The organism is Streptomyces sp. NPDC002138 (assembly GCF_040296485.1).
GTDB lineage: Bacteria > Actinomycetota > Actinomycetes > Streptomycetales > Streptomycetaceae > Streptomyces.
The window spans coordinates 1-22,688 of record NZ_JBEOXE010000098.1 but is presented as its reverse complement, the minus strand read 5'-3'; the positions used below and the strand labels follow the sequence as shown (position 1 = coordinate 22,688).

The 22,688-nt window shown below is 69.1% G+C and carries 21 protein-coding genes; 4 read left to right on the top strand and 17 right to left on the bottom strand.

Annotated features, from left to right (window positions below):
- Positions 1–119 precede the first annotated feature (119 nt).
- The 4 genes from ABT084_RS35360 to ABT084_RS35345 all read right to left on the bottom strand — a co-directional run bounded on the left by ABT084_RS35360 (position 120) and on the right by ABT084_RS35345 (position 4,322).
- Positions 120–512: an FKBP-type peptidyl-prolyl cis-trans isomerase gene (locus tag ABT084_RS35360; RefSeq protein WP_351053185.1), complete on the bottom strand. Its 393-nt coding sequence runs from the start codon at positions 510–512 to the stop codon at positions 120–122.
- A 54-nt stretch (positions 513–566) separates the two neighbouring features.
- Positions 567–1,514, bottom strand: coding sequence for an FKBP-type peptidyl-prolyl cis-trans isomerase (locus ABT084_RS35355; RefSeq protein WP_351053182.1), 948 nt, complete (start codon positions 1,512–1,514; stop codon positions 567–569).
- Positions 1,515–1,676: 162 nt separating this feature from the next.
- Complete coding sequence (gene pafA / locus ABT084_RS35350; RefSeq protein ID WP_351053179.1) at positions 1,677–3,038, bottom strand: Pup--protein ligase; 1,362 nt, start codon at positions 3,036–3,038, stop codon at positions 1,677–1,679.
- Positions 3,039–3,047: 9 nt separating this feature from the next.
- The gene (locus tag ABT084_RS35345; RefSeq protein ID WP_351053176.1) at positions 3,048–4,322 is read right to left on the bottom strand and encodes an MFS transporter; all 1,275 of its coding nucleotides are present in this window, start codon (positions 4,320–4,322) and stop codon (positions 3,048–3,050) included.
- A gap of 123 nt (positions 4,323–4,445) precedes the next feature.
- Here ABT084_RS35345 and ABT084_RS35340 point away from each other — a divergent pair, with 123 nt between their 5' ends.
- Complete coding sequence (locus ABT084_RS35340) at positions 4,446–5,444, top strand: LacI family DNA-binding transcriptional regulator (RefSeq protein WP_351053173.1); 999 nt, start codon at positions 4,446–4,448, stop codon at positions 5,442–5,444.
- A gap of 63 nt (positions 5,445–5,507) precedes the next feature.
- On the opposite strand, the gene prcA is transcribed toward ABT084_RS35340, so the two are convergent.
- The 6 genes from prcA to arc all read right to left on the bottom strand — a co-directional run bounded on the left by prcA (position 5,508) and on the right by arc (position 11,637).
- Positions 5,508–6,269, bottom strand: coding sequence for a proteasome subunit alpha (gene prcA, locus ABT084_RS35335; protein ID WP_351053170.1), 762 nt, complete (start codon positions 6,267–6,269; stop codon positions 5,508–5,510).
- Between the two features lie 46 nt (positions 6,270–6,315).
- Positions 6,316–7,155: a proteasome subunit beta gene (prcB, locus tag ABT084_RS35330; protein WP_351053167.1), complete on the bottom strand. Its 840-nt coding sequence runs from the start codon at positions 7,153–7,155 to the stop codon at positions 6,316–6,318.
- The gene (locus ABT084_RS35325; RefSeq protein ID WP_351053164.1) at positions 7,107–7,655 is read right to left on the bottom strand and encodes an endonuclease VII domain-containing protein; all 549 of its coding nucleotides are present in this window, start codon (positions 7,653–7,655) and stop codon (positions 7,107–7,109) included. Before ABT084_RS35325 ends, prcB begins: the two co-directional genes overlap by 49 nt.
- A gap of 81 nt (positions 7,656–7,736) precedes the next feature.
- The gene (locus ABT084_RS35320) at positions 7,737–7,949 is read right to left on the bottom strand and encodes a ubiquitin-like protein Pup (protein ID WP_351053187.1); all 213 of its coding nucleotides are present in this window, start codon (positions 7,947–7,949) and stop codon (positions 7,737–7,739) included.
- A gap of 175 nt (positions 7,950–8,124) precedes the next feature.
- Positions 8,125–9,636 carry a depupylase/deamidase Dop gene (dop, locus tag ABT084_RS35315; protein WP_351053161.1) on the bottom strand — a complete coding sequence of 504 codons (1,512 nt, stop codon included), beginning with the start codon at positions 9,634–9,636 and terminating at the stop codon, positions 8,125–8,127.
- A 234-nt stretch (positions 9,637–9,870) separates the two neighbouring features.
- Positions 9,871–11,637 (bottom strand): proteasome ATPase, encoded by a 1,767-nt coding sequence (arc, locus tag ABT084_RS35310; protein WP_351053158.1) that lies wholly within the window; start codon positions 11,635–11,637, stop codon positions 9,871–9,873.
- Positions 11,638–11,901: 264 nt separating this feature from the next.
- Here arc and ABT084_RS35305 point away from each other — a divergent pair, with 264 nt between their 5' ends.
- Entirely contained in the window at positions 11,902–12,222 is a 321-nt protein-coding gene (locus tag ABT084_RS35305) for a ferredoxin (protein WP_351053155.1), read from the top strand.
- 13 nt (positions 12,223–12,235) lie between these two features.
- Here ABT084_RS35305 and ABT084_RS35300 read toward each other — a convergent pair whose 3' ends face one another.
- From ABT084_RS35300 to ABT084_RS35290, 3 genes are all read right to left on the bottom strand, one after another.
- The gene (locus ABT084_RS35300) at positions 12,236–12,820 is read right to left on the bottom strand and encodes a hypothetical protein (protein WP_502969274.1); all 585 of its coding nucleotides are present in this window, start codon (positions 12,818–12,820) and stop codon (positions 12,236–12,238) included.
- 240 nt (positions 12,821–13,060) lie between these two features.
- A complete protein-coding gene (locus ABT084_RS35295; protein ID WP_351053149.1) occupies positions 13,061–14,011 on the bottom strand; it encodes a tRNA (adenine-N1)-methyltransferase in 951 nt (316 codons plus the stop codon).
- Between the two features lie 18 nt (positions 14,012–14,029).
- Positions 14,030–15,232, bottom strand: a complete 1,203-nt coding sequence (locus tag ABT084_RS35290; protein ID WP_351053146.1) for a site-2 protease family protein — start codon at positions 15,230–15,232, stop codon at positions 14,030–14,032.
- Positions 15,233–15,389: 157 nt separating this feature from the next.
- On the opposite strand from ABT084_RS35290, the gene ABT084_RS35285 reads away from it, so the two are divergent.
- On the top strand, positions 15,390–16,262 hold the full coding sequence (locus ABT084_RS35285) for a RecB family exonuclease (RefSeq protein WP_351053143.1): 873 nt from the start codon (positions 15,390–15,392) through the stop codon (positions 16,260–16,262).
- A 73-nt stretch (positions 16,263–16,335) separates the two neighbouring features.
- Entirely contained in the window at positions 16,336–17,007 is a 672-nt protein-coding gene (locus tag ABT084_RS35280; RefSeq protein WP_351053140.1) for a response regulator, read from the top strand.
- A 21-nt stretch (positions 17,008–17,028) separates the two neighbouring features.
- On the opposite strand, the gene ABT084_RS35275 is transcribed toward ABT084_RS35280, so the two are convergent.
- The 4 genes from ABT084_RS35275 to ABT084_RS35260 all read right to left on the bottom strand — a co-directional run.
- Positions 17,029–18,606 (bottom strand): ABC transporter substrate-binding protein, encoded by a 1,578-nt coding sequence (locus ABT084_RS35275; protein ID WP_351053137.1) that lies wholly within the window; start codon positions 18,604–18,606, stop codon positions 17,029–17,031.
- 77 nt (positions 18,607–18,683) lie between these two features.
- On the bottom strand, positions 18,684–20,288 hold the full coding sequence (locus ABT084_RS35270; RefSeq protein WP_351053134.1) for an ABC transporter substrate-binding protein: 1,605 nt from the start codon (positions 20,286–20,288) through the stop codon (positions 18,684–18,686).
- 479 nt (positions 20,289–20,767) lie between these two features.
- Entirely contained in the window at positions 20,768–21,469 is a 702-nt protein-coding gene (locus ABT084_RS35265) for an HAD family hydrolase (protein ID WP_351053131.1), read from the bottom strand.
- Between the two features lie 112 nt (positions 21,470–21,581).
- Positions 21,582–22,688: vitamin B12 dependent-methionine synthase activation domain-containing protein (locus ABT084_RS35260; protein ID WP_351053128.1), on the bottom strand; the 1,107-nt coding region annotated here is incomplete at its 5' end.

The window sequence follows — 22,688 nt, the reverse complement described above, 5'->3', positions numbered from 1 at the left end:
ACCCCCCAAAACACCACCACACCCCCCCCCCCGTGCCCCCCCCCCGCGGGGCCCCCCCCCCCAATCGGGGCGCCCCCCCCCCGGGGGGGGGGGCCCCCCCCACGACGACTGCCGGTGGATCAGGCGGCCATCAGGTCACAGACGAAGATCAGCGTCTCGCCCGGAGCGATCGCGCGGCCCGCGCCGCGGTCGCCGTACGCGAGGTGGGCGGGGATCGTCAGCTTGCGACGGCCGCCGACCTTCATGCCCTGGACACCCTGGTCCCAGCCCTTGATGACCTGACCGACACCGAGGGTGAACGGCAGCGGCTCGTTACGGCTCCAGGAGGAGTCGAACTCCTCGCCGGTGGAGAACGCGACACCCACGTAGTGGACGCGGATGTTGGAGCCCGCCTTCGCCTCGGCTCCGTCGCCCAGCCAGATGTCCTCGATCACGAGGTCGGTGGGGACGTCGCCTTCGGGGAAATCGATCTCGGGCTTCTCGAGCTTGTCGCTCACGGCACTGCTCCTCATACGTACGAACAAAAGGGCCCTCCCGGCGGGAGCCGGGGGGCAACCGGACAAGTCTTACATCACCGCGACGATGTCGAGGCTGAAGACCAGCGTCGAGTTCGCCGGGATGGTGCCCTGCTCCTTGTCACCGAAACCGTCGGCGGGCGGGATCACCAGCAGGACCCGGCTGCCGACCTTCTTGCCGACGATGCCGTCCTTGAGGCCCTTCACCGACAGCTGCGCCATCGGCCAGGTCACCGAGGTGCCGGTGGTGTACGTGCTTTCGAAGGTCTTGTCGTCCTTCCACGTCTTGCCGTTGAAGCGGACCGCCACGTTGTCGCTGTCCTTCACGACCGCGCCGTCACCCTCCAGCACGTAGTTCGAGACGAGCTTGGCCGGCGGGGTCACGTCCTTGGGAACCGTGACCGACACCTCCTTGCCGTCCGTGTTCGTGCCGACCTTGGGCAGGTCCTTGTTGTCCTGGGGAACTTCCTTGCCCGTGGCCGAGGCCGGGATCGTGGTGCCCTTGACGATGTCGACGACGAAGACCAGGGTGGCGTTCGGCTTGATCTTGTCGCCGGAACCCTGATCGCCGTACCCCAGCGCGGGCGGGATCACGAGTTCGACACGGCTGCCGACCTTCTTGCCCTCCAGGCCCTGGTCCCAGCCCTTGATGACCATGCCCGCACCGACGTTGAGGTCGAAGGGGGCCGGACGCCCGAAGCTCTTGTCGAACGGCTCGCTCGCGTCCCAGACCTGACCCAGATAGTTCACCTGAGCCGCGTCGCCCTTCTTCAACGCCGGGCCCTTGCCCTCGCTGAGCACCACCACCTTCAGGTCCTTGGGCGGTTCGCCCTTGCCCTTCGAGACGGTGGGTTCCTCGCCGAACTTGGCGCCCTTCGTGATCGCGGGCACCCCGTTCTGCATCTGGGCGGAGTCGGAGCCCTTGTCGTCGCCGCCACCACAGGCCGCTGTCGACAGCAGCAGAAGGGGGACGACAAGCAGGCCGGCAATTCGGCGCACGTGTTCCTCAGATCTCAGACGGCACATTGGTCGCCGCCAACTCTAAGGCGTGCGCCGGGCCCCGTACGAGAGACGTACGGGGCCCGTGAGATGTCACACCGCGAGATCACGCCGCACGGTCACCCGCCGCGGATCACACTCCGCCGATCACACGCCGGCCGATCACATCCCGGCGATCAGCTTCTCGACCCGCTCGTCCACCGACCGGAACGGGTCCTTGCACAGCACGGTGCGCTGCGCCTGGTCGTTCAGCTTCAGGTGCACCCAGTCGACGGTGAAGTCCCGCCGCTGCTCCTGCGCCCGCCGGATGAAGTCCCCGCGCAGCCGCGCCCGCGTCGTCTGCGGAGGCACCGACTTGCCCTCGAAGATCTTGAGGTCGTTGCAGATCCGCGCCGCCTGCCCCTTGCGCTCCAGCAGGTAGTACAGACCGCGCCGCCGGTGGATGTCGTGGTAGGCGAGGTCTATCTGCGCGACCCGCGGGTTCGACATGGTCATGTTGTGCTTCGCCCGGTACCGCTCGATCAGCTGGTACTTCATGACCCAGTCGATCTCCGTACCGATCCGGTCCAGGTCCTCCGCGTCGATCGCGTCGAGCGTACGGCCCCACAGCTCCAGCACCTGGTCCACGACCCCGGTGCGGATCCCGCGGCGCTCCGCGAAGTCCACGGCCTTGTCGTAGTACTCCCGCTGGATCTCCAGCGCGGAGGCCTCCCGGCCGCTCGCCAGACGCACCTTGCGCTGCCCCGTGATGTCGTGGCTGACCTCACGGATCGCCCGGATCGGGTTCTCCAGGGTCAGGTCGCGCATCACCGTGCCCGCCTCGATCATGCGCAGCACCAGGTCGGTCGCACCGACCTTGAGCAGCATGGTCGTCTCGGACATGTTCGAGTCGCCGACGATCACGTGCAGCCGCCGGTAACGCTCCGCGTCCGCGTGCGGCTCGTCCCTGGTGTTGATGATCGGCCGGGAACGGGTCGTCGCCGAGCTCACGCCCTCCCAGATGTGCTCGGCCCGCTGGCTGACGCAGTACACCGCGCCCCGGGGCGTCTGCAGCACCTTGCCCGCGCCGCAGATCAGCTGGCGCGTGACGAGGAAGGGAATGAGGATGTCCGCCAGGCGGGAGAATTCTCCGTGCCGCGCCACCAGGTAGTTCTCGTGGCAGCCGTACGAATTGCCCGCCGAGTCGGTGTTGTTCTTGAAGAGGTAGACGTCGCCCGCGATTCCCTCCTCGTGCAGGCGGCGTTCGGCGTCGACGAGCAGACCTTCGAGAATGCGCTCGCCGGCCTTGTCGTGGGTGACCAGTTCGGTCACGTTGTCGCATTCGGGAGTTGCATATTCCGGATGCGAACCCACATCGAGGTACAGGCGGGCGCCGTTCCGCAGGAAGACATTGCTGCTGCGGCCCCATGAGACGACACGGCGGAAGAGGTAGCGCGCCACTTCGTCAGGAGACAGTCGGCGCTGTCCCCTGAACGTGCACGTGACGCCGTACTCGTTCTCCAGCCCGAAAATGCGGCGGTCCATGACTGAACATTACGCCTTCTGCTGTGTTCTGAAACCGGGTTCGAGAGCGCCGTTTCGATCATTTTCATCTGAGGCCCCGTCCGAACCGGTTCCCCCGGCCCCCGTTGAGCGCGCCGCGAGCACCCGCTGAGTCGTCATCAGCACCAGCAGCGCCGCCGCCCCGGCGACGCTCGCCACCGCGAAACCGGAGGCCGTACCGCCCCACTCCACCGCCGGACCGGCCACCGCCGTACCGATCGCCGCACCCACACCGAAGAAGGTGACCAGCCAGGAGAACGCCTCCGTGACCGTGCCCGCCGGCGCGTGCCGGTCCACCACGATGAACGCGCACGCGATGGACGGCGCCAGGAACACCCCCGCCAGCGCCGCCAGCGCCGTCATCGCCACCGGACCCGGCACCAGCATCAGCGGCAGATAACACACGGCCAGCAGCGCCACCAGAACCCGCAGCCGCCGCTCGGGCGCGCCGGGCCAGTGCCGCGCGCCGTACGCCACACCGCCGACCAGCGCGCCCAGCCCCAGCGCCGCCATCAGCCAGCCGTACACCGCCTGGCCCCCGTGACCGTCCGCGTACGCCACGCCCGCCACCGTGATCGAACCCAGCGCCGTACCGACGAAGAAGAACGCCCCCAGCAGCGCCAGCAGCCCGCGCGAACGCAGCGCCCCCAGCCAGTGCGCCTCACGCGGCGCCGAGCGCCACGCACGCGACGGCTCCGAGACCACCACCGACAGCGCCCCCAGCACCCCGATCCCGTTGATCACCAGCAGCGCCACGGCCGGGTCCCACAGCGCCACGAACAGGGTCACCAGCAGCGGACCGACCGTGAACATGACCTCCTGCGCCACCGCGTCCATCGCGTACGCCGCGTGCACGCGCTCCTCCTTGCCGCCCAGGATCCCCGGCCACAGCGCCCGCAGCCCGCCCTCCAGCGGCGGCGTGAAGAGCCCCGCCACGATCACGGCCGCGTACGCGGCGGCCACCGACCCGGTGCCCGCCAGCGCCAGCCACACCATCCCGAGCGCCGAGACCAGCGCCGCCGGCAGCTGGATCCGGGGCTGCCCGAAGAGGTCCACCGCCCGGCCGAGCAGCGGCTGGCCCACCGCGTTCGCCACCCCGTACACCGCGGCCAGGGCGCCCGCGAGGCTGTAGCTGCCGCCCTCCGCCCGGGTGAACAGCACGATGGCGATCGGGGCGGTGCCGTTGGGCAGCCTGCCTATCAGGGTCCCCACCAGCAGCCTCGCCGCATGCCGGGTCCTGAGCAGCTCCGCGTATCCCGCGGCCATGTCCGCCCCTCTCCGCCCGGATCCAGCCGGGGTAATACGTATAACTTGACGCGTAATACGTACCATGACCACAGCCCGGGGGTCCACCCCGGCACCCCCGCCCACGCACCACGGGAGCCCCGCGTGACGAGACCCACCAGCCGCGACGTCGCCCACGCCGCCGGGGTCTCACAGGCCACCGTCTCCCTCGTCCTCGGCGACAAATGGCGCGGCCGCGTCTCCGAGCGCACCGCCGCCCACGTCCGCGAAAGCGCCGCCCACCTCGGCTACCGCCCCAACCTCGCCGCCCGCAACCTCCGCCTCGGCAGCACCCGCACCGCCCTCCTCGTCGTCCCCGCCCTCACCAACGAATTCTTCGCCCGCGTCTACACCGGAGCCGCCCGCGTCGCCGCCGAACACGGCTTCGGCGTCGTCCTCTACCCCTCCCCCGACGGCACCGGCCCCGCCCGCGACCCCTTCGCCTCCGCCCGCGCGGCCCTCGACGGGGTCATCGCCTCCTCCATGGCCGCCCACGCCCTCGAAGCCATCGGCGGCGACGGACTCCCTCTCGTCATGCTCGACAGCGACCCCACCTCCGGCCGCGCCGCCGCCCACGTCAACCTCGCCATGGCCGACGGCATGCGCCAGGTCACCGAACACCTCCGGGCCCTCGGCCACCACCGCTTCCTCCACCTCGCCTCGGCCGTCGACTCCTGGACCTTCGACGTCCGCGCCAAGGCCCTGACCGCCCTCCTGGGCCCCCGCGCCGAACTGCGCACCGTCAGATCCGCCCTCAGCGTCCAGGCCGCCAGAACCACCATGGAAGCCGCCCTGACCGCCCCGGGCGAGCGACCCACCGCCGTCATCTGCGACGACGACATCCTCGCCGCCGGTGCCTGCAAGGCCGCCCGCCGCCTCGGCCTGCGCGTCCCCGACGACCTCTCCGTCACCGGCTTCGACGACCTCGCCCTTGCCACCGCCGTCGAACCCGAACTCACCACCATCGCCCTCCCCGCCGAACGCGTCGGCGAACACGGCATGAGCGCCCTCCTCGCCGTCCTCGACGGCACCCCCTGGACCGCCCCCGACCTCCCCGTCACCCTCGTCGTACGCGGCTCCACCGCGCCCCCGCCCACCCCCTGAACACGACAGCGCCCCGGCCCGCCTCACCAGAGACGGACCGGGGCGCCACACCCACGACGCGGACTACTCCGAGTCCTCGGGCTCCTCGTCGTTCGACACGGCATCGGCCTGCGCCGCCGCCGGAACATCGGCCTCCAGCAACCGCGCCAGCTGCCGGCCGCGGATCCGCTTGAACTTGCGCTGCTGCGCCCGCGTACGGTCCAGCACCGCCACCTCCAGCCGGTCCGCCGGAATCTCCCGGTCGGTGCCGTTGGCCTGACTCGACAGCGCCTGCACCGCCAGCTTCAACGCCTCCGCGAGGGTCATCCCGTCCTGATGGCGCTGATCCAGGTACGTACTGATCTGCTCGGCATTTCCACCGACCGCGACCGAGCCGTGCTCGTCCACGATCGAGCCGTCGTGCGGCAGCCGGTAGATCTGGTCACCGGACGCCGTCGCGCCCACCTCGGCGACCACCAGCTCCACCTCGTACGGCTTCTCACCCGCACTGGAGAAGATCGTGCCCAGCGTCTGCGCGTAGACGTTGGCCAGCCCACGGGCCGTCACGTCCTCACGGTCGTAGGTGTACCCGCGCAGATCCGCGTAGCGCACACCGCCGATCCGCAGGTTCTCGTACTCGTTGTACTTGCCGGCCGCCGCGAAACCGATGCGGTCGTAGATCTCGCTGAACTTGTGCAGCGCGCGGGACGGGTTCTCACCGACGAACACAATGCCGTCGGCGTACTGCAGCACGACGAGGCTGCGACCGCGGGCGATGCCCTTGCGCGCGTATTCCGCACGGTCCGCCATGGCCTGCTGGGGTGACACATAGAACGGAGTCGACACCGGCTGTCCGTCCCTCTCTTCTGGGCTCCTACGGGGCTACGGATGGTCAGAGCAGCGCGGCGCGCGGCCCGTCGGGCTGCGACATGCGGCGCTCGGTGATCGCGCGGGCCAGCCCGGCCGACTCCTCGTCGGTGAGCCTGCGGAAGCCCTCGTCGGTCATGACGGTGACGATCGGGAAGATCCGGCGCGCCATGTCCGGGCCGCCGGTCGCCGAGTCGTCGTCCGCGGCGTCGTACAGGGCCTGCACGACCAGGGTCGTGCACTCCTCCTCCGTCAGATCGTCGCGGTACAGCTTCTTCATGGAGCCGCGGGCGAAGATCGAACCGGAACCGGTGGCGGAGTAGCCGTGCTCCTCCGAGCGGCCGCCGGTCACGTCGTAGCTGAAGATCCGGCCCCGCTCCTTGGCCTCGTCCCAGCCGGCGAACAGCGGGACGACGGCGAGGCCCTGCATCGCCATCCCCAAGTTGCCCCGGATCATGGTGGAGAGCCGGTTCGCCTTGCCCTCCAGGCTCAGGGTCGCCCCTTCCACCTTCTCGAAGTGCTCCAGCTCCAGCTGGAACAGCTTCACCATCTCCACGGCCAGACCCGCCGCGCCGGCAATCCCGACGGCGGAGTACTCATCGGCCGGGAACACCTTCTCGATGTCCCGCTGCGCGATCATGTTCCCCATGGTCGCCCGCCGGTCACCGGCGAGCACGACCCCGCCGGGGAACGTGGCGGCGACGATGGTCGTCCCGTGCGGCGCCTGCACGGCCCCCTCCGGCAGCGTCCGGTTCCCGGGCAGCATCTCGGGCGAGTGCGCGCCCAGGAAGTCCATGAAGGAGGAGGACCCCGGCGTCAGGAAGGCTGCCGGTAGACGCCCTGTGCTACGAGTGTTGGGTTCCACAGGTTTCCTTCCACATATGCGGCTGCACGCCTGATGACGTCCGGCCGATCCTTGAGCTGCCCAATTCCTGCGTTGCAGCCGAAGCAAAGTACGCCTCGGACCTTACCCGTCTGATGATCGTGATCCACATGCTCCGCGGGACTCTCTTGGCAGATCGCGCACACCCCGCCCTGAGCTGCGATCATCTCCTCGCGCTCGGCCTCGGTGATGCCGTAGGAACGCTTGAGGTGGCCTGCCCGGCTTTCGATGGCGCGGCAGGCCTTGCAACGCGTCGAGAGGCCGTCCGACGCCGTCTTGTTCTTGTCCCATTCGGAGTGCGGCTTGATCTCGCAGCATCGCCGACAGTATTTGTGGCCTGCCGGTGCGATAACCCGCGGCCGTACGTTCTTGCCCTTGGATATCTGCCGCTGCTGGTGATACTCGGCCGCGCACGGCCTGCAGTAGCTCTGCAGGCCGTCACGCATCGCCCGGTTCGACGCGTAGTCGTCGAGGGACTTCATCTCACCGCACCGAGCACACCGCTTGCTGATCGCCGACACTCACCCTCCCCGAAGAGTGTCACCTTCGAATCGAAGGTGAAATCACTCTCCACCCTTCTGAACGAAGGACCGCACGAAATCCTCGGCATTCTCCTCTAGGACATCGTCAATCTCGTCAAGTACGGAGTCGACGTCGTCCGAGAGCTTCTCGTGCCGTTCCTGGACGTCCGAACTCGCCTCGACGGTCGTTTCCTCGACCTCCTCGGTCGAGCGCGTCGCCTTCTGCTGTCCGCCGCCGGTGTCCTTGGTCGCCATGTCTACCTCACCCCGCTCGGTTCGCACGCTCACGTCGAGAGACCCCGGGAATTCGGGATCCCTCAAGATCAGACCCTACGTCGGACCCTACAAGGAGGCTCCGACATTCGACCCGCACTTTCCTTAACGTCCGGTCTTTCTCATGATTCCCGGACCGGAGGCCTTTCAGCCGCGTTCAGCGCCCCGAAAGGACCCGCACCAGGTCCTCCGCCGTGCGGCAGCGGTCCAGGAGCTCCTTGACGTGCGCCCGGGTGCCCCGCAGCGGCTCCAGGGTCGGGACCCGCTGGAGCGAGTCGTGGCCCGGCAGGTCGAAGATGACCGAGTCCCAGGAGGCCGCGGCCACGTCGTCGGCGTACTGCTCCAGGCAGCGGCCGCGGAAGTAGGCCCGGGTGTCCTCCGGGGGCTTGCTCTCGGCCCGCTCGACCGCGGGCTCGTCCAGCAGCCGCTTGATCTTGCCGCGGGCCACCAGGCGGTTGTACAGGCCCTTGTCGGGGCGGACGTCCGAGTACTGGAGGTCCACCAGCCCGAGCCGCGCCGCGTCCCAGTCCAGTCCGTCGCGCCTGCGGTAGCCCTCGAGGATCTCTCGTTTGGCGATCCAGTCCAGCTCCCCGGCGAGGCTCATCGGGTCCGTCTCCAGGCGGCCCAGTACGTCCTCCCAGCGGGCCAGCACGTCCTTGGTCTGCTCGTCCGCGTCGGATCCGAAGCGCTCGTCGATGTACTTGCGCGCCAGCTCGAAGTACTCCATCTGCAGCTGTACGGCGGTCAGCGTCCGCCCGCTGCGCAGCGTGATGAGCTGGTGCAGGTCCGGGTCGTGGGAGACCTGGTGCAGGGTGCGCACCGGCTGGTCCACGGCCAGGTCGACGTTGATGAACCCGTCCTCGATCATGGAGAGGACCAGGGCCGTGGTGCCGAGCTTGAGGTAGGTGGAGATCTCGGAGAGGTTGGCGTCGCCGATGATCACGTGCAGCCGGCGGTACTTCTCGGCGTCGGAGTGGGGTTCGTCCCGGGTGTTGATGATGGGGCGCTTGAGGGTGGTCTCGAGGCCGACCTCGACCTCGAAGTAGTCCGCGCGCTGGCTGATCTGGAAGCCGTGTTCCCGGCCGTCCTGCCCGATGCCGACCCGGCCCGCGCCGGTGACGACCTGGCGGGAGACGAAGAAGGGCGTCAGGTGGCGCACGATGTCCGAGAAGGGGGTCTCCCGCTTCATCAGGTAGTTCTCGTGCGTGCCGTAGGAGGCGCCCTTGTTGTCGGTGTTGTTCTTGTAGAGGTGGATCGGCTGGGCGCCGGGCAGCTGGGCGGCGCGTTCGGCCGCCTCGGCCATGATCCGTTCGCCGGCTTTGTCCCAGAGGACGGCGTCGCGCGGGTTGGTGATCTCCGGCGAGCTGTACTCGGGGTGCGCGTGGTCGACGTAGAGCCGTGCGCCGTTGGTGAGGATGACGTTGGCGAGGCCGATGTCCTCGTCGGTGAGCTGGCTGTTGTCGGCGGCCTCGCGGGCGAGGTCGAAGCCGCGGGCGTCCCGCAGCGGGTTCTCCTCCTCGAAGTCCCAGCGGGCGCGTCGCGCCCGGTGCATCGCCGCCGCGTAGGCGTTGACGATCTGGGACGAGGTGAGCATGGCATTGGCGTTCGGGTGACCGGGGACGGAGATCCCGTACTCCGTCTCGATCCCCATTACTCGCCGTACGGTCATGCGGCCCTCCTTGCCCGGCGGCGCTTCCGATCGGAAGCGGCGCTCAAGTACCGCTGGTGGTCCGGTGCGTGTGCGGTGCCCGTCCCCGCACTGCGGATGCGGCGGTACGGAAGAGCCTAGGGCGGCTCCGCGCTGGTGGGGAGATCATTTCAATCATTGCCTTGACCCGGCCGCGGCTGAAAAGCAGTCGGCTGCGGGTGCCCCGGTGAGGGCACCCGCAGCCGCCCCGCTCGGTCAGAGGTACTGACCGGTGTTGGCCACCGTGTCGATGGAGCGTCCGGTGTCCGCGCCCTGCTTTCCGGTGACGAGCGTGCGGATGAAGACGATCCGCTCGCCCTTCTTGCCGGAGATGCGGGCCCAGTCGTCCGGGTTGGTGGTGTTGGGCAGGTCCTCGTTCTCCTTGAACTCGTCCACGCACGCCTGGAGGAGGTGGGAGACCCGGAGGCCCTTCTGGTTGTGCTCGAGGAAGGCCTTGATCGCCATCTTCTTCGCACGGTCCACGATGTTCTGGATCATCGCGCCCGAGTTGAAGTCCTTGAAGTAAAGGACTTCCTTGTCGCCGTTGGCGTACGTGACCTCGAGGAAGCGGTTCTCCTCGGACTCGGCGTACATCTGCTCGACGACGGTCTGGATCATGCTGTGGACGGTGCCGTCCCGCGAGTCCTGGTGTTCGGACAGGTCGTCCGTGTGCAGGGGCAGGCTGGCCTTGAGGTACTTGGCGAAGATGTCCTTCGCGGCCTCGGCGTCCGGACGCTCGATCTTGATCTTCACATCGAGGCGGCCGGGGCGCAGGATGGCCGGGTCGATCATGTCCTCGCGGTTGGAGGCACCGATGACGATGACGTTCTCCAGGCCTTCCACGCCGTCGATCTCGGCGAGCAGCTGGGGGACGATGGTGTTCTCCACGTCCGAGCTGACTCCGGATCCGCGGGTGCGGAAGAGGGATTCCATCTCGTCGAAGAAGACGATGACGGGGGTGCCCTCGCTCGCCTTCTCCCTGGCACGCTGGAAGACGAGGCGGATGTGCCGCTCGGTCTCGCCGACGTACTTGTTGAGGAGCTCGGGGCCCTTGATGTTGAGGAAGTAGGACTTCCCGGCGGGCTGGCCGGTCACCTCGGCGACCTTCTTGGCGAGGGAATTGGCGACCGCCTTGGCGATCAGCGTCTTTCCGCAGCCGGGAGGGCCGTAGAGCAGGATGCCCTTCGGGGGGCGCAGTTCGTGTTCTTTGAAGAGGTCGGGGTGGAGGTACGGGAGCTCGACGGCGTCGCGGATCAGCTCGATCTGGTCGCCCAGGCCGCCGATCTTGTCGTAGTCGATGTCCGGGACCTCTTCGAGGACGAGTTCCTCGACCTCGCTCTTCGGCACCACTTCGTAGACGTAGCCGGACCGGGGTTCGAGCAGGAGGGCGTCGCCGGGGCGGATGATGATGTCCAGGAGCGGCTCGGCGAGCCTCACCACCCTCTCCTCGTCGGTGTGCCCGACCACCAGGGCGCGCTCGCCGTCCTCAAGGATCTCCTTGAGGGTGACGATGTCCCCGGCCCTTTCGAACTCCATGGCCTCGACCACGTTGAGGGCCTCGTTGAGCATGACCTCCTGGCCACGCCTGAGGTCCTCGGGTTCGACGCTGGGACTGACGTTCACGCGGAGCTTGCGGCCCCCCGTGAAAATGTCGACCGTGCCGTCCTCGTTCGACTGCAGGAAGACTCCGAAGCCGGCCGGCGGCTGTGCGAGCCGGTCGACTTCCTCCTTGAGGGCCACGATCTGGTCGCGGGCCTCACGGAGCGTATTGGCGAGCCGCTCGTTCTGCGCGGATACACCGGCGAGATTCGTCTGGAGCTCGACGATCCGCTCTTCGAGAATCCTCGTGTGCCGCGGAGAGTCGGCGAGCTTACGTCGCAGGACGGCGATTTCCTGCTCGAGATAGGCAACCTGACCGGCGGGGTCATCGGACCCTCGCCCCGGCCGGATGCCGCGGGTGATGTCATCGTCGTGGGCTGCCACGGTCCTCACCTCCTCCAAGGGGAGCTGGACGCTTCCTGACCCTACCTGGGCTGGTGGTGATTGAAACCCCTAGATCACAAAGACGGTAGGGGTGTGTCCGATCTTCACCCTTGCGTACTCCCTCACGCCAGGGAAATACCCACCCTTCAACATCGGAAAGCAGCCGGTTGTAAGGTCGAACTGTTCAACACCCGTCAGGGCTCGCGCGACTTGCCGCGACTTGTGAGCGGAGTGGATCACCGAGGACAGGGAACGGCAGGAGATATGACCGTGCAGCACGAGGCTCACACTGGCGGTGCCGGCGAGGGCGGGGAGCTGTTGGAGGTCTGGATCGACCAGGACCTCTGCACCGGGGACGGCATCTGTGTCCAGTACGCGCCCGAGGTGTTCGAGCTGGACATCGATGGTCTGGCGTATGTGAAGAGCGGTGAGGACGAGCTCCTCCAGGAGGCGGGGGCGAGCACTCCGGTTCCGCTGCCGTTGTTGCAGGACGTGGTCGATTCGGCCAAGGAATGTCCGGGCGACTGCATCCACGTGCGGCGGGTTTCGGACAGGGTCGAGGTCTACGGTCCCGACGCGGAATAGCGGCGGTTCCGAATCAAACCCGTTTCGTGGCCGAGTCCGTAAGCTCCTGGCTGAATTTTCCGCCGGTCCAGCGCCACTTGGACTCCTGCTTCACATCGGGTGCGTAGCGGGGTATCCGGGGCGATGAGTACCCGAGCAGGGTGGCGGTGACCGCGTGGTCGCGGACCGCGAGGTCGCTGACGGTCCGGTGCTCGCCGGGGGTGAGCAGGGTGGCGACGACCCGGGGGGCCGTGCCCGGGGTGGCGTCGGCGGTCAGGACGTACAGGGCATGGGGCGGGGTGCCGGAGCCCGCGTCGCAGCGGACGGCGACCACGGTCTCCGGGCGCCCGTCCGCGTCGAGGTCGCCCTGTGCGGTGGCGGTGACGCGCTGGGGTACGCCGTGGCAGTCGAGGGGGTAGGTCACGCCGGCCGGGTCGGGCGCGGTGGCGGGGGTCGCGGGCGGTCCTTCGGCGCTCTGGACGGCGGAGGCGGCCGCGGGGCCGGGCTGGAGGAAGGCGGCCGTGGCGACGACGGCGGCCAGCGCCGCCGCGGTGGCCATCCAGTGCACCGGTCGGGTGCGGGTGTGGGCCAGGTCCGGGGCTGCGGGGGTGTGCGGCACGCGGGGCGTCTCCTGAGGGCGGCGCTGACGGGGAGCCAGCATCGTGCCACACCTCACACGGGGGCGGAACGGGCGGGTCCGTCCGTGGGGCCGTGCCGTGGGGCCCGTCGGCGCCGCGGGGTGCGGGAGAGGACGTCAACGGAAAGGCGCCGGTGCGCGGTTCCCGCTGTGGGCGGGGAACTGCGCACCGGCGCCGGTGCGTTGTGCGGGGCTGCGTGCGCGGCTCCGGTGGGGCGGGGGTCAGCCTCGGTCGGTGTCGCGGCCTTCGGAGGCGGCGCGCCCGGTCTCGGCGGTGCGCTCCGCGGAGCGGCTGCCGGGGCCGTCGTAGTCCTCGCCGTAGGCGCCCTTGGAGGGGCGGCGGCGGCGCAGCGGGGCTTCGACGCCGTCCGCGAGGCGGCGGGCGGTGACGAGGAAGCCGGTGTGACCGATCATCCGGTGGTCGGGGCGGACGGCGAGGCCTTCGACGTGCCAGTTGCGGATCATCGATTCCCAGGGCTGCGGTTCGGCGTAGCCGCCGAACTCGCGGATGGATTCGACGGTGCGCGAGAGCTGGGTGGTGGTGGCCACGTAGCAGCAGAGGATGCCGCCGGGGACGAGGGCCTTGGAGACGGCCTCGAGGCATTCCCAGGGGGCCAGCATGTCGAGGATCACGCGGTCGACGTCCGTGTCGGACAGGTTGTCCTGGAGGTCGCCGACGGTGAGCTGCCACGCGGGGTGGGGACCGCCGAAGTAGCGTTCCACGTTCGCGGTGGCGATCTCGGCGAAGTCCGGGCGTCGTTCGTAGCTGTGGAGCATGCCCTGGTCGCCGATGGCGCGGAGCAGGAAGCTGCTCAGCGATCCGGAGCCCACACCCGCTTCGACGACGCGGGCGCCGGGGAAGATGTCGGCGAAGGCCAGGATCTGGCCCGCGTCCTTGGGGTAGACCACGGCGGCGCCGCGGGGCATGGACAGGACGTAGTCGGGGAGCAGGGGGCGCAGCGCGAGGTACGCGACGTTCCCCGTGGTGCGGACAACACTGCCCTCGGGAGCACCGATCAGCTCGTCGTGCGGGAAGGAACCCTTGTGGGTGTGGAAATTCTTCCCGGCTTCGAGCGTGAACGTGTAGTGGCGGCCCTTGGGGTCGGTGAGCTGAACCTGGTCCCCGACCTTGAAGGGCCCGCGTCGGCGGGCGGCACCGGTCGGTTCGGACATGTGACCAGTGTATTGGACCTAGGACTGGGGCCGCGCCATGGCCTTCACGAAGGCCTTCTCCACGTCGAGGGTGGACAGGACGCCGTAGATCTCGCCGCTGGGTTCGAGGACGAGGTATTCGCTGGCGGGGTGGGCGCGGAGCCGGTCGAGGAGGTCTTCGCCGGCGAGTTCGGCGGAGACCTTCATGCCGTCGGTCAGGTCTTGTGCGAGGCCGCTGACGGCGACCCAGGGGCGGCGGTGTTCGGGTACGGAGGCGATGGCCGTCTCGCGGACGAGGGCGGTGGGGTCGCCGTGGCCGTCGACGACGACGAGGGCGCGGGCTCCGGCGTCGTTGGCGCGGCGGAGGGCCTCGGAGAGGGGGGTGGCGGATTCGACGGGGATGGCGCGTCGGGTGAGGGTGCGGGCGCGCAGTTCGGGGAGGTGCTGGCGCAGGCGGGCCATGCGCAGGCTGTTGCCGGCGCCGGTCCACATGATTCCGGCGAGGATCGCGGCGAGGAGGGCGTTCATGACGGTGTCCATGCCGCCGAGGTCCTGGGTGCCGGCGCCGCTGATGATGCCGGTGCCGGTGAGGAGGGGGAGGCCGAAGAGGACGGCGATGGCGATGGCGCGCCCGACCCAGGCGGCGGCGACGGTGCCGGTCATGGGGTTCTTGGTGAGGGCCCAGATGACGGCGCGGAGCATGCGGCCGCCGTCGAGGGGGAGGCCGGGCAGCAGGTTGAAGGCGGCGACGAGGAGGTTGGAGATCATCAGTCCGCCGAGCAGGACGCCGGGGACGGTGGAGGGCTCGACGGCCTTCATGCCGAGGTAGAAGCCGCCGGCGAGGAGGAGGGAGAGGAGGGGGCCGACGAAGGCGAGGACGAATTCGCGGCCGGGGCTCTCGGACTCCTTCTCGATCTCGGAGACGCCGCCGAAGAACTGGAGCTGGATGCGGCGGACGGGGAGTTTGAAGCGGAGGGCGGCGAGGGTGTGGGCGAGTTCGTGGACGAGTACGGAGGCGTAGAAGGCCACGGCGAAGAACAGGGCGACGAGGTAGCGCGTCGGGCCGAGCTCGGGCAGGACGCGTTCGAGCTGGTTGCCGAAGATCCAGGTGATGAGGGCGGCGACGAGGAACCAGCTGGGCGAGACGTAGACGGGCACTCCGAAGGGGCGCCCCATGAGGATTCCGCCGCCCGGTCCGGAGCGACGGCCTGCGGGCTCGCCGGGTTCGTCGGTGTCTGCCACGGGTGTCCTTCGGTCGATCGGTGCTGTCCGTGCGGTGCTGTCGTTCTGGTCGGTGGGCCGCGCGGTCGCGTGGTGTGATGCTTCGATCATGCAGTGCGAGGGGGCTTGGCGTCGATGGTATGCCCGTGCTGTCGGTCGCGGGTCGTAGGGTCTTGGTATGACGACGAGCCCCGGTACCGGTCCGGCCGAAGCAGCCCGGCCCTCTTCGCTCTCCCCTTCGCGGGCGAGCGATTTCATGCGGTGCCCGCTGTTGTACCGGTTCCGGGTGATCGACAAGCTGCCCGAGAAGCCGAGTGCGGCGGCGACCCGGGGGACGCTGGTGCACGCGGTGCTGGAGCGGCTCTTCGATCATCCGGCGCAGGAGCGGACGGCGCCGCGGGCCAAGGCGTTGATTCCGGGGCAGTGGGACCGGTTGCTGGAGGCGAAGCCGGAGCTGACGGAGCTGTTCCCCGGGGACGACGGGGGCGTGGGGCTGGCGGGCTGGCTGACGGAGGCCGAGGCGCTGGTGGAGCGGTGGTTCACGCTGGAGGACCCGACGCGGCTGGAGCCGGTGGAGCGGGAGTTCTTCGTGGAGACGGAGCTGGATTCGGGGCTCCGGTTGCGGGGGATCATCGACCGGGTGGACGTGGCGCCGTCGGGTGAGGTGCGGATCGTCGACTACAAGACGGGCAAGGCGCCGCGGCCGGAGTACGCGGAGGGCGCGCTGTTCCAGATGAAGTTCTACGCGCTGGTGGTGTGGCGGCTCAAGCAGGTGGTGCCGCGGCGGCTGCAGCTGGTGTATCTGGGCAGCGGTGATGTGATCACGTACGACCCGGTGGTCGAGGACCTGGAGCGGATGGAGCGCAAGCTGCTGGCGCTGTGGGAGGCCATCAAGGAGGCGACGGAGACGGGTGAGTGGCGGCCCCGGCCGACGAAGCTGTGCGGCTGGTGCGATCACCAGGCGGTGTGTCCGGAGTTCGGTGGTACTCCCCCGGTGTATCCGCTGGTCATCACCCCGCGGGCGGATGTGGACCGGCCGCAGGAGTTCTGATCGTCGGCGCAGGGCAGAATGGGCGGGGTCCTACGGAGCTGTCCGACCGATCTGTGATTACGAGGGAGACCCTGTGGCGATCCGCGTCCTGCTGGTCGACGACCAGCCGCTGCTGCGCACCGGCTTCCGGATGATTCTCGAGGCCGAGGGGGATCTGGCGGTCGTGGGTGAGGCCGGGGACGGTCTGCAGGCGATCGACCAGGTCCGGGCGCTGCAGCCCGACGTGGTGCTGATGGACATCCGGATGCCGCGGATGGACGGGGTCGAGGCGACCCGGCAGATCACGGGTCCGGGGCGGGACGGTCCGGCGAAGGTGCTGGTGCTGACGACCTTCGATCTGGACGAGTACGTGGTGGAGGCGCTGCGGGCGGGGGCCAGCGGCTTCTTGCTGAAGGATGCCCCGGCGGTGGAGCTGTTGCAGGCGATCCGGGTGGTGGCCGCGGGTGAGGCGATGCTCGCGCCGAGCATCACCCGGCGGCTGCTGGACAAGTACGCGGGGCACCTGCCGTCGGGTGACGCGGCCGCGCCGAACACGCTGGGCACGCTCACCGAGCGCGAGGTCGAGGTGTTGAAGCTGGTGTCGCGCGGGCTGTCGAACGCGGAGATCGCGGCGGATCTGTTCGTGAGCGAGACGACGGTCAAGACGCATGTGGGTCATGTGCTGACGAAGCTGGGTCTGCGCGACCGGGTCCAGGCCGCCGTCTACGCGTACGAGAGCGGCCTGGTCCGGCCCGGAGCGCAGTGACTCCGTGACGGGGCTGGGGGGTCAGCTCTTGCTGATCTCCCAGAACCGGAACACGGTGGAGGCGTCGAGGGACCACTGGAGTCCGGCGACGTTGGGGCGGGCGACGGCGTACTGCTTGCCCTGCCACAGCGGGAGGACCGGCACCTCTTCGGCGACGATGTCCTGCAGCCGGGTGAAGTCGGCGGTGGTGGCGGTGCGGTCGGCCTTGGCGGAGGTCGAAGGGATGATGGTCCCGGTGATCTCGTTGTTCGTGTAGTGGTTGGCCAGGACGTTGTCGGGGCCGAAGAAGGGCTGCGTGAAGTTGTCGGGGTCGGGGTAGTCCGGTACCCAGCCCTTGACGTACACGCCGTACTTGCCGGCCTGGATGTCCTTCTCGTACTGCCCGAACTCGACGGACTTGACGTCGGCGTCGAAGAGCCCGCTGGCGTTGAGCTGCTTGGCGATGGCGTGGAACTGCTGGTCGGTGGCGGGCCCGTAGCGGGACGGGGTGGACCACAGGGTCAGCTTGATCTTGTCCGTGTAGTTGGCGGCCTTCAGGACGGCCTTGGCCTTCTCGGGCTGGGGGCTGCCGCCGTAGCGGTCGAAGAACGCCGTGTTGTGGGCGCTGATGCCGGCCGGGACGATCGAGTAGAGCGGGGTCGCGGTGCCGTCGTAGACGTCCTTGACGAGGGCTTCGCGGTCGACGAGGTAGGCGATGGCCTTGCGGACGGCCTTGTCCTTGACGACGGGGTCGTTCATGTTGAAGACGAGGTGCTCGACCTCGGCGCCGGCGCCCTGGACGATGAGGACCTTCTGGTCGCCGGTCTTGGCGCCCATCGCGGCGATGTCCTTCGCGGCGAGGCCACGGAAGGCGAAGTCGACGTCGCCCGCTTCGAGGGCGGACTTCAGGGCGCCCTCGTCCTCGTGGAAGAACTTCATGGTGACGCCGGTGTTCTTCGCCTTGGCCTTGCCCGTGTAGGAGCTGTTCACGGAGAAGGAGGCGCTCTTGCTGGTGAAGGAGTCCAGCTTGTAGACGCCGGAGCCGGTGGCCTTGCCGTCCGTGCGCAGCTTGTCGGCCGGGTATTCGCTGTGGTCGACGATGGACCCCGCGCCCGACGCGATCTTGCTCGGGAAGGTCGCGTCGGGTGCCTTGAGGTGGAAGACGACGCTCTTGTCGTCCGGGGTGTCGATGCGGGCGACGGACGCGAGCATGACGGCCGGGCCGTTCGGGTCGTTGATCTTCAGCGTGCGCTCGAAGGAGTACTTGACGTCCTGGGCGGTGAGGCTGTGGCCGTTGCTGAACTTCAGGCCCGCGCGCAGGGTGCACTTGTAGACCTTGCTGTCGCTGCCCTCGAAGGCGCAGGACTGCGCGGCGTCCGGCTCGGGGGTGGTGCCGCCCTTCGGGAAGGCCAGCAGCGACTGGAAGACGTTGTTGAAGAGCAACCAGGAGCCGGGGTCGTAGCCCGCCGCCGGGTCCGTCGAGCGCACATCGGCGGATATGCCCATGACCACGCCTTTGCCGTCGCCGGCGGCGGCGCCGTCCTGTGCCCCGCAACCGCTGAGCAGCGCGGCGGCGGTGACCGCCCCGAGCGGGGCGACCAGCCACTGGTTACGTCTCATCACACGAACGTCCTTCACAGTCGAACTGTCTCGTTGACAGCCGGCCCGCGACGTCCGCGGGCCGGTCGCTGCCGGTATCAGCCGCTTACGCCCCGGCCGAGTTCCCACAGCTGCAGGTCGGAGATGGAGTTGACCGACCACTCCACACCGGTGATCCCGTCGCGCGCGGCGACGTACTGCTTGCCCTGCCACAGGGGCAGGACGGGGACGTCGTCGGCGACGATGTCCTGTATCTCCGCGATCGCGGGGGCGGCGACGCTGCGGTCGACGGCGCGGCGCGATTCGGGGAGGAGCTTGGAGCGCACCGCGGTGTTCGCGTACGGCGTGCCCAGGAAGTTGTCCTGCTCCAGGAACGGGGCGAGGAAGTTGTCGGCGTCGGAGTAGTCGGGGAACCAGCCGAGGCCGTAGGCGGCGAAGTCGCCCTTCTTCTGCGCGGGGCGGAAGGCGGCCCAGTCGCTGCCCTGGACGGTGACGTCGAAGAGCTGGGTGGCGTTGAGCTGGGCCTTGAGGGCCGCGAACTCGGCGGCCGTGCCGTCGCCGTAGTGGTCGTTGGTGTAGTTCAGGGTGACCTTGACCGGGGTCTTGATCCCGGCGTCCTTCAGCAGGGCGGCGGCCTTGGCGGTGTTCGCCTCGCCGTACTTGTTGAAGAACGAGTTGACGTGGCCGTTGACCGTGGTGGGGACCAGGGAGTACAGCGGCGTCGCGGACTTGCCGTAGACCTTGGAGACGAGGCTGCCGCGGTCGATGGCGGCGGCCATGGCCTGGCGGACGGCCTTGTCCTTGACGACGGGGGCCTCGGTGTTGAAGGCGAGGTAGCGGATCTCCAGGCCGGGCATCGGGACGAGCTTGACGCCCTTGGGCGGCTTGGCGGCGAAGTCCTGGATCTGGGCGGGCGACAGGGTGCGCGACACCATCTGGATGGAGCCGTCGGTGAGGGCCTTGCCCATCGCCGCGGAGTCGGTGAAGCTGCGCAGTTCGACCTTGTCGTTCTGCAGCTTGATGTCGCCCTTGTAGTTCGGGTTCTTGCTGAAGACGGCGCGGACGAGGTGGTTGTCCTTGACCTCGGCCTTCATCGTGTACGGGCCGGAGCCGTCCACGGCGAAGCCCTCGCGGAGCTTCTTGCCGTCGTACATCTTCTGGTTGACGATGCCCGTGGCGGGCGTCGACAGCTTGTACGGGAACGTGGCGTCGGGGGTCTTCAGGTGGAAGACGACGGTGTCCGCGCCCTTGGTCTCGACGGTGTCGAGGGTGGAGAGCAGGGAGACCGGGCCGTTCTCGTCCTTGATGGCGAGGACGCGCTCGATGGAGAACTTGACGTCCTTCGCGGTGAGCGGGTCGCCGTTGGCGAACTTCATCCCGGGGCGCAGGGTGCAGCGGTAGCTCTCGTTGCCCGCGTCGGTGAAGCGGCAGTCGGAGGCCGCCTCGGGGACGGGCTGGCCGCCGCCGCGCGGGGTGTGCATCAGGGTCTGGACGGTCTGGCGCAGTACGTTCCAGGTCCCGGCGTCGTAGGCGTACGCGGGGTCGAACGGGGCGGGGACCGTATCGGCGGCCTCGAACCGGTCGGTGGTGCCGACGACGATCGCTCCTGTGCCCGCTCCGGTTCCGCTGGTGCTGCCGCAAGCGGTCAGCGCGGGGGTGAGCAGGCCGGCCGCGGCCGTCAGCACCATGGTCTTGCGGTTCATCCTCGAAAAACTCCCTCAACCCGGCACTTGTTCACAGCGGTGAAAAGGGCACTGCGCGACGTCGCCCGTTCAGGGCGGAACGATCGGGCCGGTGGTGTGACGATCGGTCCACGCGACCCCGGCACAGGGGTGTGTGCGCGGGGTTGCTGCGGTGCGGCGCAGTACCCGCGACGACATTAGTGGGCCCGGAAGGTGTGGCTTGAACCGGTTGGGCCGGGGGCGTATTCACACCGTGATGGGAGGAGTACGCCTGCTCACACCGAAGTCCGCTCGGATTCGGTCAGGGGCTGATCAATCGGGACACAAGGGAAGCCGGTGGGTGCCTTTAACACGCCGGAGGGCAGTCGGCCCGGTGACAAACGTCACCTGCACAACTGCCCTGGCAAGGATGGAATTTCGGCCTCCGGGGCTCCGTACCGGACGGTCTGCGGTGAGACCTGGGTCCCACCATCATTCCGTTCGGAACCCTGAGTGCGCGTTCAGTTCATCGGAGTGATGAGGGAACGCAGGAAGCGGAGGTCGACGTCCTCCAGCGAGCCGACGACGGTCCGGCCCGGGGCGGACGGGATCCGGCCCACGGAGGGCACGGCGACGACCCGGCAGCCGGCGGCTTCGGCGGAGGCGACTCCGGTCGCCGTGTCCTCGACCACCGCGCACCGCGAGGGGTGGGCGCCGAGCGCCTTGGCGGCGATCAGGTAGGGGTCGGGGTGGGGCTTGGTCCGCGGCACCTCGTCGCCGGCGACGCTGATCGCGAAGCGTTCGGGGCCGAGGGAGCGCAGGACGCGGTCGATGACGCGGCGGTGCGAGGCGGACACGAGGGCGGTGGGCACGTTGTGCCGGGCCAGCTCGGACAGCAGCCGCTCGGCGCCCGGCATCAGGGGGACCGCGTCGGCGATCCGGGCCTCGAAGCGCTCGTTGAGCAGGACGGACAGTTCGGCGACGCCGATGGCCGCGCCGGTGGACTCGATCAGGAAGGCGGCGCTGCGGGTCATGGGGCCGCCGACGACGACGTCACGCCAGGATTCGTCAAGTCGGTGGCCGAGTTCGCCGAAGATGTCGACCTCGACGTCCCACCAGAACCCCTCGGTGTCGACGAGGGTGCCGTCCATGTCGAGCAGCACCGCCTGGAGGGCATGTCCGTCGGCCGTACGGGCGACGGGCGCGGGAACGGTGCTGGTCATCCGGCACACCTCTCTGAAGGGACGAGAAGGCCGGTCACCTCTTCCCCGCGGGCGTGCCCGGGGGAACAGGCGACCGGCCTGTATGGGACCGACAAGTGTACGTCGGTCCGCGTCAGCGTGCGTTGAAATACTTCGCGTCGGGGTGGTGGATGACGATGGCGTCGGTGGACTGCTCGGGGTGGAGCTGGAATTCCTCGGAGAGGTGGACGCCGATGCGCTCCGGCTGGAGGAGGTCGGCGATCTTGGCCCGGTCCTCGAGGTCGGGGCAGGCGCCGTAGCCCAGGGAGAAGCGGGCGCCGCGGTACTTCAGGTCGAACATGTCTTCGACGCGGTCCGGGTCCTCGCCCGCGTAGCCGAGTTCGGCACGGACGCGGGCGTGCCAGTACTCGGCCATCGCCTCGGCGAGCTGGACGGACAGGCCGTGCAGCTCGAGGTAGTCGCGGTAGGCGTCGGCCGCGAAGAGCTTGGCGGTGGCTTCGCCGATCCTGGAGCCGACGGTGACGACCTGGAGGCCGACGACATCGGTCTCGCCCGATTCCTCGGGGCGGAAGAAGTCCGCCAGGCACAGGCGGCGGCCGCGGCGCTGGCGGGGGAAGGTGAACCGGGTCCGCTCGTTGCCCTGCTCGTCCAGGATGATCAGGTCGTCGCCCTTGGACACGCACGGGAAGTAGCCGTAGACCACGGCCGCCTCCAGCAGGTTCTCGGTGTGCAGCTTGTCCAGGAGTCCGCGCAGCCGCGGCCGTCCCTCGCTCTCGACGAGCTCCTCGTACGTCGCCCCGCCCGCGCGCGCCTGCTTGAGACCCCACTGCCCCTTGAACAGGGCGCCCTCGTCCAGCCACGACGCGTAGTCCTTGAGCGGGATCCCCTTGACCACCCGCGTCCCCCAGAACGGCGGGGTGGGCACGGGGTTGGTGACGGAGACGTCCGAGCGGGCCGGACCGCCGTCCGGCTCCTCCTCCACGACGACCGGGGTGTCGCGCTTGGCGACCCGGCGCTGCTTCAGCTCGGGCAGGGTCGCGCCCGGGACGCCGCGCTTCACCGCGATCAGGGCGTCCATGAGGCGCAGGCCTTCGAAGGCGTCGCGGGCGTAGCGGACTTCGCCTTCGTAGATTTCGTGGAGGTCCTGTTCGACGTAGGCGCGGGTCAGGGCGGCGCCGCCGAGGATGACGGGGTAGTCGGCGGCCAGCTTGCGCTGGTTGAGCTCCTGGAGGTTCTCCTT

Bases quoted from the DNA above. Each gene is read 5' to 3' on its own strand.
- ABT084_RS35270 (WP_351053134.1), bottom strand. From the start codon at position 20,288: ATGAACCGCAAGACCATGGTGCTGACGGCCGCGGCCGGCCTGCTCACC.
- ABT084_RS35275 (WP_351053137.1), bottom strand. From the start codon at position 18,606: ATGAGACGTAACCAGTGGCTGGTCGCCCCGCTCGGGGCGGTCACCGCC.
- ABT084_RS35285 (WP_351053143.1), top strand. From the start codon at position 15,390: ATGACGACGAGCCCCGGTACCGGTCCGGCCGAAGCAGCCCGGCCCTCT.
- ABT084_RS35265 (WP_351053131.1), bottom strand. From the start codon at position 21,469: ATGACCAGCACCGTTCCCGCGCCCGTCGCCCGTACGGCCGACGGACAT.
- ABT084_RS35360 (WP_351053185.1), bottom strand. From the start codon at position 512: ATGAGGAGCAGTGCCGTGAGCGACAAGCTCGAGAAGCCCGAGATCGAT.
- dop (WP_351053161.1), bottom strand. From the start codon at position 9,636: ATGACCGTACGGCGAGTAATGGGGATCGAGACGGAGTACGGGATCTCC.
- ABT084_RS35320 (WP_351053187.1), bottom strand. From the start codon at position 7,949: ATGGCGACCAAGGACACCGGCGGCGGACAGCAGAAGGCGACGCGCTCG.
- ABT084_RS35325 (WP_351053164.1), bottom strand. From the start codon at position 7,655: ATGAAGTCCCTCGACGACTACGCGTCGAACCGGGCGATGCGTGACGGC.
- ABT084_RS35305 (WP_351053155.1), top strand. From the start codon at position 11,902: ATGACCGTGCAGCACGAGGCTCACACTGGCGGTGCCGGCGAGGGCGGG.
- pafA (WP_351053179.1), bottom strand. From the start codon at position 3,038: ATGGACCGCCGCATTTTCGGGCTGGAGAACGAGTACGGCGTCACGTGC.
- ABT084_RS35295 (WP_351053149.1), bottom strand. From the start codon at position 14,011: ATGTCCGAACCGACCGGTGCCGCCCGCCGACGCGGGCCCTTCAAGGTC.
- ABT084_RS35345 (WP_351053176.1), bottom strand. From the start codon at position 4,322: ATGGCCGCGGGATACGCGGAGCTGCTCAGGACCCGGCATGCGGCGAGG.